Annotated in this window: 9 protein-coding genes; all 9 read right to left on the bottom strand. The window is 35.4% G+C overall.

Annotation, left to right across the window (positions count from 1 at the left end; all coding sequences use genetic code 11):
• Positions 1–154: 154 nt before the first annotated feature.
• Positions 155–469, bottom strand: a complete 315-nt coding sequence (locus A6E04_RS15470; protein WP_012551866.1) for a type II toxin-antitoxin system RelE/ParE family toxin — start codon at positions 467–469, stop codon at positions 155–157.
• A complete protein-coding gene (locus A6E04_RS15465; protein WP_012551865.1) occupies positions 460–714 on the bottom strand; it encodes a type II toxin-antitoxin system Phd/YefM family antitoxin in 255 nt (84 codons plus the stop codon). Before A6E04_RS15465 ends, A6E04_RS15470 begins: the two co-directional genes overlap by 10 nt.
• 244 nt (positions 715–958) lie before the next feature.
• Positions 959–1,690 carry a type II toxin-antitoxin system death-on-curing family toxin gene (locus A6E04_RS15460; protein ID WP_065611782.1) on the bottom strand — a complete coding sequence of 244 codons (732 nt, stop codon included), beginning with the start codon at positions 1,688–1,690 and terminating at the stop codon, positions 959–961.
• A 157-nt stretch (positions 1,691–1,847) separates the two neighbouring features.
• A complete protein-coding gene (locus A6E04_RS15455) occupies positions 1,848–2,141 on the bottom strand; it encodes a cyclic-phosphate processing receiver domain-containing protein (RefSeq protein ID WP_065611781.1) in 294 nt (97 codons plus the stop codon).
• A gap of 248 nt (positions 2,142–2,389) precedes the next feature.
• Positions 2,390–2,740, bottom strand: a complete 351-nt coding sequence (locus tag A6E04_RS15450) for a hypothetical protein (RefSeq protein WP_065611780.1) — start codon at positions 2,738–2,740, stop codon at positions 2,390–2,392.
• A gap of 168 nt (positions 2,741–2,908) precedes the next feature.
• Complete coding sequence (locus A6E04_RS15445) at positions 2,909–3,121, bottom strand: hypothetical protein (protein ID WP_060993032.1); 213 nt, start codon at positions 3,119–3,121, stop codon at positions 2,909–2,911.
• Positions 3,122–3,377: 256 nt separating this feature from the next.
• Complete coding sequence (locus A6E04_RS15440; RefSeq protein WP_065611779.1) at positions 3,378–3,782, bottom strand: hypothetical protein; 405 nt, start codon at positions 3,780–3,782, stop codon at positions 3,378–3,380.
• A 145-nt stretch (positions 3,783–3,927) separates the two neighbouring features.
• A complete protein-coding gene (locus A6E04_RS15435) occupies positions 3,928–4,800 on the bottom strand; it encodes an LPO_1073/Vpar_1526 family protein (protein WP_065611778.1) in 873 nt (290 codons plus the stop codon).
• The gene (locus A6E04_RS15430) at positions 4,800–4,994 is read right to left on the bottom strand and encodes a hypothetical protein (protein ID WP_065611783.1); all 195 of its coding nucleotides are present in this window, start codon (positions 4,992–4,994) and stop codon (positions 4,800–4,802) included. The genes A6E04_RS15435 and A6E04_RS15430 overlap by 1 nt, the downstream gene beginning before the upstream one ends.
• Between the last annotated feature and the right edge of the window lie 510 nt (positions 4,995–5,504).

Raw genomic sequence — 5,504 nt, 5'->3', positions numbered from 1 at the left:
TAATTCTGTGGGGCACACCAAAACCTAACGCCTGCATAACACGTTTACTACTATGCAATTATACTTAATATTGACACCTTAAAACGAGAAACACCCGGCAAACTGAGATTGCCGAGTGTAGTAAATCGTGTTGATGCGATTGTTAAACGAACTCTTACTGCAAACCACGGTCATTAAGAACAAATTGGCGTAACTCGCGCTCTTCTCTCATAACGTAAAGGATATACACAACATCGTCATTGGTTACTTTGTAGAAGATACGACATGGCGGTAACACTATTTCACGATAATCTAAATGAGGAAGCTCCGGCACATTACGACCTGAAAATGGAAAGTCTTCCAAACGTTCAACACAATGAAAAACTGACTTAACTAACGCTTTAGCCGCTAAGATATTATTAATGGCTATGTATTCCGCAATTTCGTCTAAATCTAGTAATGCTGATTCAGTCCAATTAATTACAGCCATTTATTCATCTTCTCTTTTGCTACTTCATGAGAAACGACACGATTATCTGAAATAGCTTTTTCACCACGGGCGATGCCTTCAAGAATGGCAATACGTTTTTGCATAAATTCATAATCATCGACATCCAACAAATACGCAGATGGTTGACCATGCTCTGTAATTAATACCGGCTCTTTTGAGGCATGAAGCTCAGAAAGAATTTTAGTAGCTTGACGCTTTAATGTAGTGACTAATTCAACTTTCATATTCAGTTTCCATTATCGAAAGAACAAAGTATCACTATTGTATCACTTAATTATCCATTGAGACAGTTCGTTTAACGCCTGCATAACACGTTTACTACTATGCAATTATACTTAAAATTGACGCCTTAAAACGAGAAACACCCGGCAAACTGAGATTGCCGAGTGTAGTAAATCGTGTTGATGCATTTGTTACATTACTTGTAACTACATAGCAAAAAGCAGCCCTTTGGACTGCTTTAGCAAGTTAAATCTTAGCTAGTTCGCGCATTACATTAGCACGCATAAACATAAACTTATGTAATTTATCTCGATATCCAACCATGCCATAAAAATTAAAAGAATCTACACCGTATTCATGAGTTAATTTAAGCTTCTTTCGAAGTTTTTGAATATATTGCTTATCGTAGTCCTCCTTCCCTTTGCTACCTTTTTGTAAAATAGCGGCTCTAACAGCACCATTTTTGTTCACAGGAATTGTCCGCCCGTCACACTCACCAAGCTCAAAACCATATCCAGCTAAAATATCTTTCAGTTGCTGAAACTTTAATGGGCGTTCGCCATTTTTTCGTCGACGTGAATTACGCTGTAACCAATCTGCAATAACTTTCAATTCTTTATCACGTTCACAACCAAGCTCATGCGCTGCTGCTTTACGGGTAAACTCAAACATTTCATCATCTGTTGGTACTGTCAGCCAATGACCATTGTCGCTCATAAATACAATTGTAGACAATAAGGCTGCTCGTTTATTACCATTATGAAAACAATGGTTATTAATTACGGAATGAAATAACGCGGCTGATTTGTTATAAACGCCAACATAAGCATCTTTTCCACCAACACTCATAAATGGACGATTTACCGCTGAATCAAGTAGCTCTTCATTTTTAATACCAGGAGGAGATACAGGATCTTCTTTATCAGCAAAGTACTCTACTAGGTACTCATGGATAAATTTAATTTCTTCAATCTTCATATAAATTTAAAGTTATTTAAATAATTAACGTATGGCAACACTATAAACAGAAGACAATAAAGAGCAATAAAAAAAACACAAACTTACAAAAATATAAGATGTTGATTTCAAAAATAAAACCTAACAACAACAGCCAATAAAACAACCTAACAATTTATTAACGGTGTGCAGATCGGTAAATTTGTTCGATACCCAGTTCCATTTTTCGTCTAGCTGATATATTAGCAGAGTGAACCTTTAGTTTTGGTGGCTTAAAACCATGAATAGCAATAGCTTCTTCTATCCAAAGTATAACATCATAACCAGTACCTCGTTGATCATCACCTAAATCATGATCTAAACTGACCTCTGTAACATACTCAAATTTTAGTAATGAAATTACCTCATTAGGCCAATACGCCCGAACCCAACCATCAGGAGTTTTACGCTCATCGTCTAAATAAATTTTCATACATACCTCCTACGTTCTTTAATGAAACTATAACTTATATATCTACAAGTACAATATTAAAAAATCAAAAATACCGTATTATACTCCCAATAAAAGTAATGTAACGCCGCAATAACACGTTTATTACTACGACGATTTAGCTGAATTTTACTGCCTTAAACACCAAAACCAAAGACAAACCTACAACGCCGAATGTAATAAATCGTGTTGATTGCTTTGTTATACCCGTACTAAAATCGCCCTCAAAACTAGGAAGTAACCAATAATAAAATACTACCTAAGAATGCTGGGATTCCTGAGATAAACATAACCAAACCAAACTGATAATTCAGCCTTTTTTGTTCATGAAAATCAGACTCAAAATCATGATTAGAAACCATTTTCATTGTTTTATTTGAAGCTGGGTCTTGCGTCCAATTACGACTTTGGCTATTTCCATCCCAAGTTAATCTAGCTATTCCCCAGATAATGATCACGATAAAGAATAGAAAATCCATCAAGCTTGTTGAGTTAAAAAAGGCTACATATTTGGAAAGAATGAATACAATAAAAGCCGCTAATAGATTAGTAATAACAACTACTTTCAACAGATTTAGCATAGATATTCTTCCTCAATTGACCTTTTAGGGTATAACGCCTGCATAACACGTTTGCTACGATACAGACCTAACTGAATTTTACTGCCTTAATCACTGAAACTAAAGGCAAACTGACAACGCCGAGTGTAGTAAATCGTGTTGATGCATTTGTTATGTTCGCTCTAACCGTTAATCACGGACGTATCTAAACTTAACATGCGTATCGATGTAAGAATTAAGATCACCACCAGATACTGCAATGATTTTCATTCTGTCAATGTGTTGCTTACCCGCACTATCGTAGTCATAACTAACTGAACGAGCAGTTTCATCAAACCAAACCGTGATTGAATTAGAATTTAACTCAAAACCACGTATTCCTGAAGAGTTGTAAGTTTGCATTTAAGCCTCAATAATCCATTTGTACCAAAATATACAAATATCATTATTGTAATATCGTGAAGAACTACTGTGATTAATGTCACTAATTTCTAAGTTAATAAAAACAAAGGTAATATTTTAGATAACCATTATCTATCGCCTAGAACATAACGCCGCAATAACACGTGCGAACGACTGAATTACCAAGACAATTACACTCTAAACCGCGAATGCCGAGTGTAATAGCATCGTGTTGATTGCTTTGTTAAACGTACATCTAACGGCTAGTGCGATACTTAACCAATGACGGACTTTCACAATCTATTGTTTCTATGTAGATATTACGTTCCTTCCACATAACTTCAATATCATAAAGGCAAAACGAATATTTAGTTGGATCTACAACCCAAACCCCATTAACTTGAACTGATACTGAGGTAAATAGTTCATTATCATTACCCCACCAAGCTAAAACCAAATACTTACAACTTTCACCATTATGGAAAATAACGAACGCAGCAGTTTGATCCCATTCGAGAGTTATTTCAGATTTAACCTCTGTTAGTCGTTGATGAAAAGCGACCATATTGATTGGTTCTTCATTTGCTGAAATGGTATAAATCTTAACTCCATCCGCATCTAGCCAATCTTGCTCACCTTCCAGTTTTCGTAATTTATACATTGTACCTCCTTGTACGTTTAACGCCTGCATAACACGTTTACTACTATGCAATTATACTTAATATTGACACCTTAAAACGAGAAACACCCGGCAACCTGAGATGCCGAGTGTAGTAAATCGTGTTGATGCATTTGTTATATGCGAACTATTTTATCCAGATAGAATAATTCATTCCTTTAGCCATGGTTGCTAGGTTAGCTATAGCGATTGCTTGACCAACACTTGTTAAAGAAACCTCACCACCAGAAGAGTCGCGTTCAAACTCATTAAGTAAACGCTCAGTAAATGGACAATAACTCTTTATATCTGATTTAAATTTATTAATATCTGTATAACCTAAATATTTATACAACGTATTCATCCAACCTGCATATATATCAATTTTAGACATGTTAAAAATCGAGCATGTTCCTGCATATTGTAGATGTTTTTTTTGAGATTCTGATATACCAAACCCACTTAAAATAGCAGAAAAAACATTTACTGACATAGGTTCAACGCCTGCGATGTGTTTCATTCCACTTAATGAACAACTGGTCGCAAAATGAACTAAAGATAAATAAGATATTTGTTGCTTGGTCAGCTTCGGAGCAACTAATACAGCTTCAGATAAAACAATATTAAGAAAGTCATTTGAATTTTTAGAAACTCTCTCAGCGATCAAATTAGTTAATATTTCAACATTTGCTTTTTCGCCTTTTCTTGCACTAGCTTGTACTGCATCATTAATGGCGGCTTGAACGTCTGGATCTTTAAATTTTTCCAATACTATATTTTGAGACTTCTCAACAATTTTCGCCTCCAACTTTTCAGAAAAAGAACGAACATTATCCTCAGCCGCCTTAATTGCTTCATCCCTTAAGGCTGGGAAATTATCTCGGAGAAAGAGTAGGCATAACTCTTTAACTTCGGTAAAATTCATACCGTTATTTTGTGTGAGAGTAACATCTCCTCCAGCCTGTATCGCAGTCCCTTCAGCTTCAACATTTTGCTTTTGCTTTTGCTTATCACCGAACATTAGTCATCCTTTTTTGTATCGGTATTGATTGTAACATTACCGCCAGCCTGAATACCGTTGCCATACTTTACACTTTGTTTTTGGGATTTTTTAACCATCTTATTCCCCCCAAAAACTAAAGCAATGATTGCTAAAAATGTACCAAGGTATGTAGCTGTATCTGAACCAATATTTTGATTTAACCATTCAATCATTTTATAAACCCACGCCATAAAATTAATACTCTGAATTATAATAACATTTAGCTTGTATGAGAACTAATTAAACCCAAATAGCATATAACGCTGGCATAACACGTTTATTACTATGCAAACCAACCTGAATGAACCGCCTTAATCACAAAACCCAAGGCAAACCCAGAACGCCGAGTGTAATAAATCGTGTTGATGCGATTGTTGTGCGTGCTTACTTTCGGCTTGGCAAACTTGGTAAAGAACTGCCCTGCCAAGATTTTATAAGCCTTGATTCTAATTTACCGATAGTAATTAAGCGAACAAAATGTTCTTAAAATGCGAGATAAAGTAAATGGAAAGCAGATACATTTTTTACGCCATTTGAACGACTTGGTTTCAGCAAGTTTGGAACTGATAAACTAAATATCCTTGCCACAACTGGGATTGAAAATATTACGAGGAAAACACTGATGCAGACTAAAATGAGGCATAACCAAAGAACAATTGAAACGTAAAATAGCTTCTGAAACG

This window comes from Aliivibrio logei, from assembly GCF_001691055.1.
In the GTDB taxonomy this organism is placed as follows: Bacteria; Pseudomonadota; Gammaproteobacteria; order Enterobacterales; family Vibrionaceae; genus Aliivibrio; species Aliivibrio salmonicida.
This window is presented reverse-complemented; position numbering and strand designations above follow the sequence as displayed.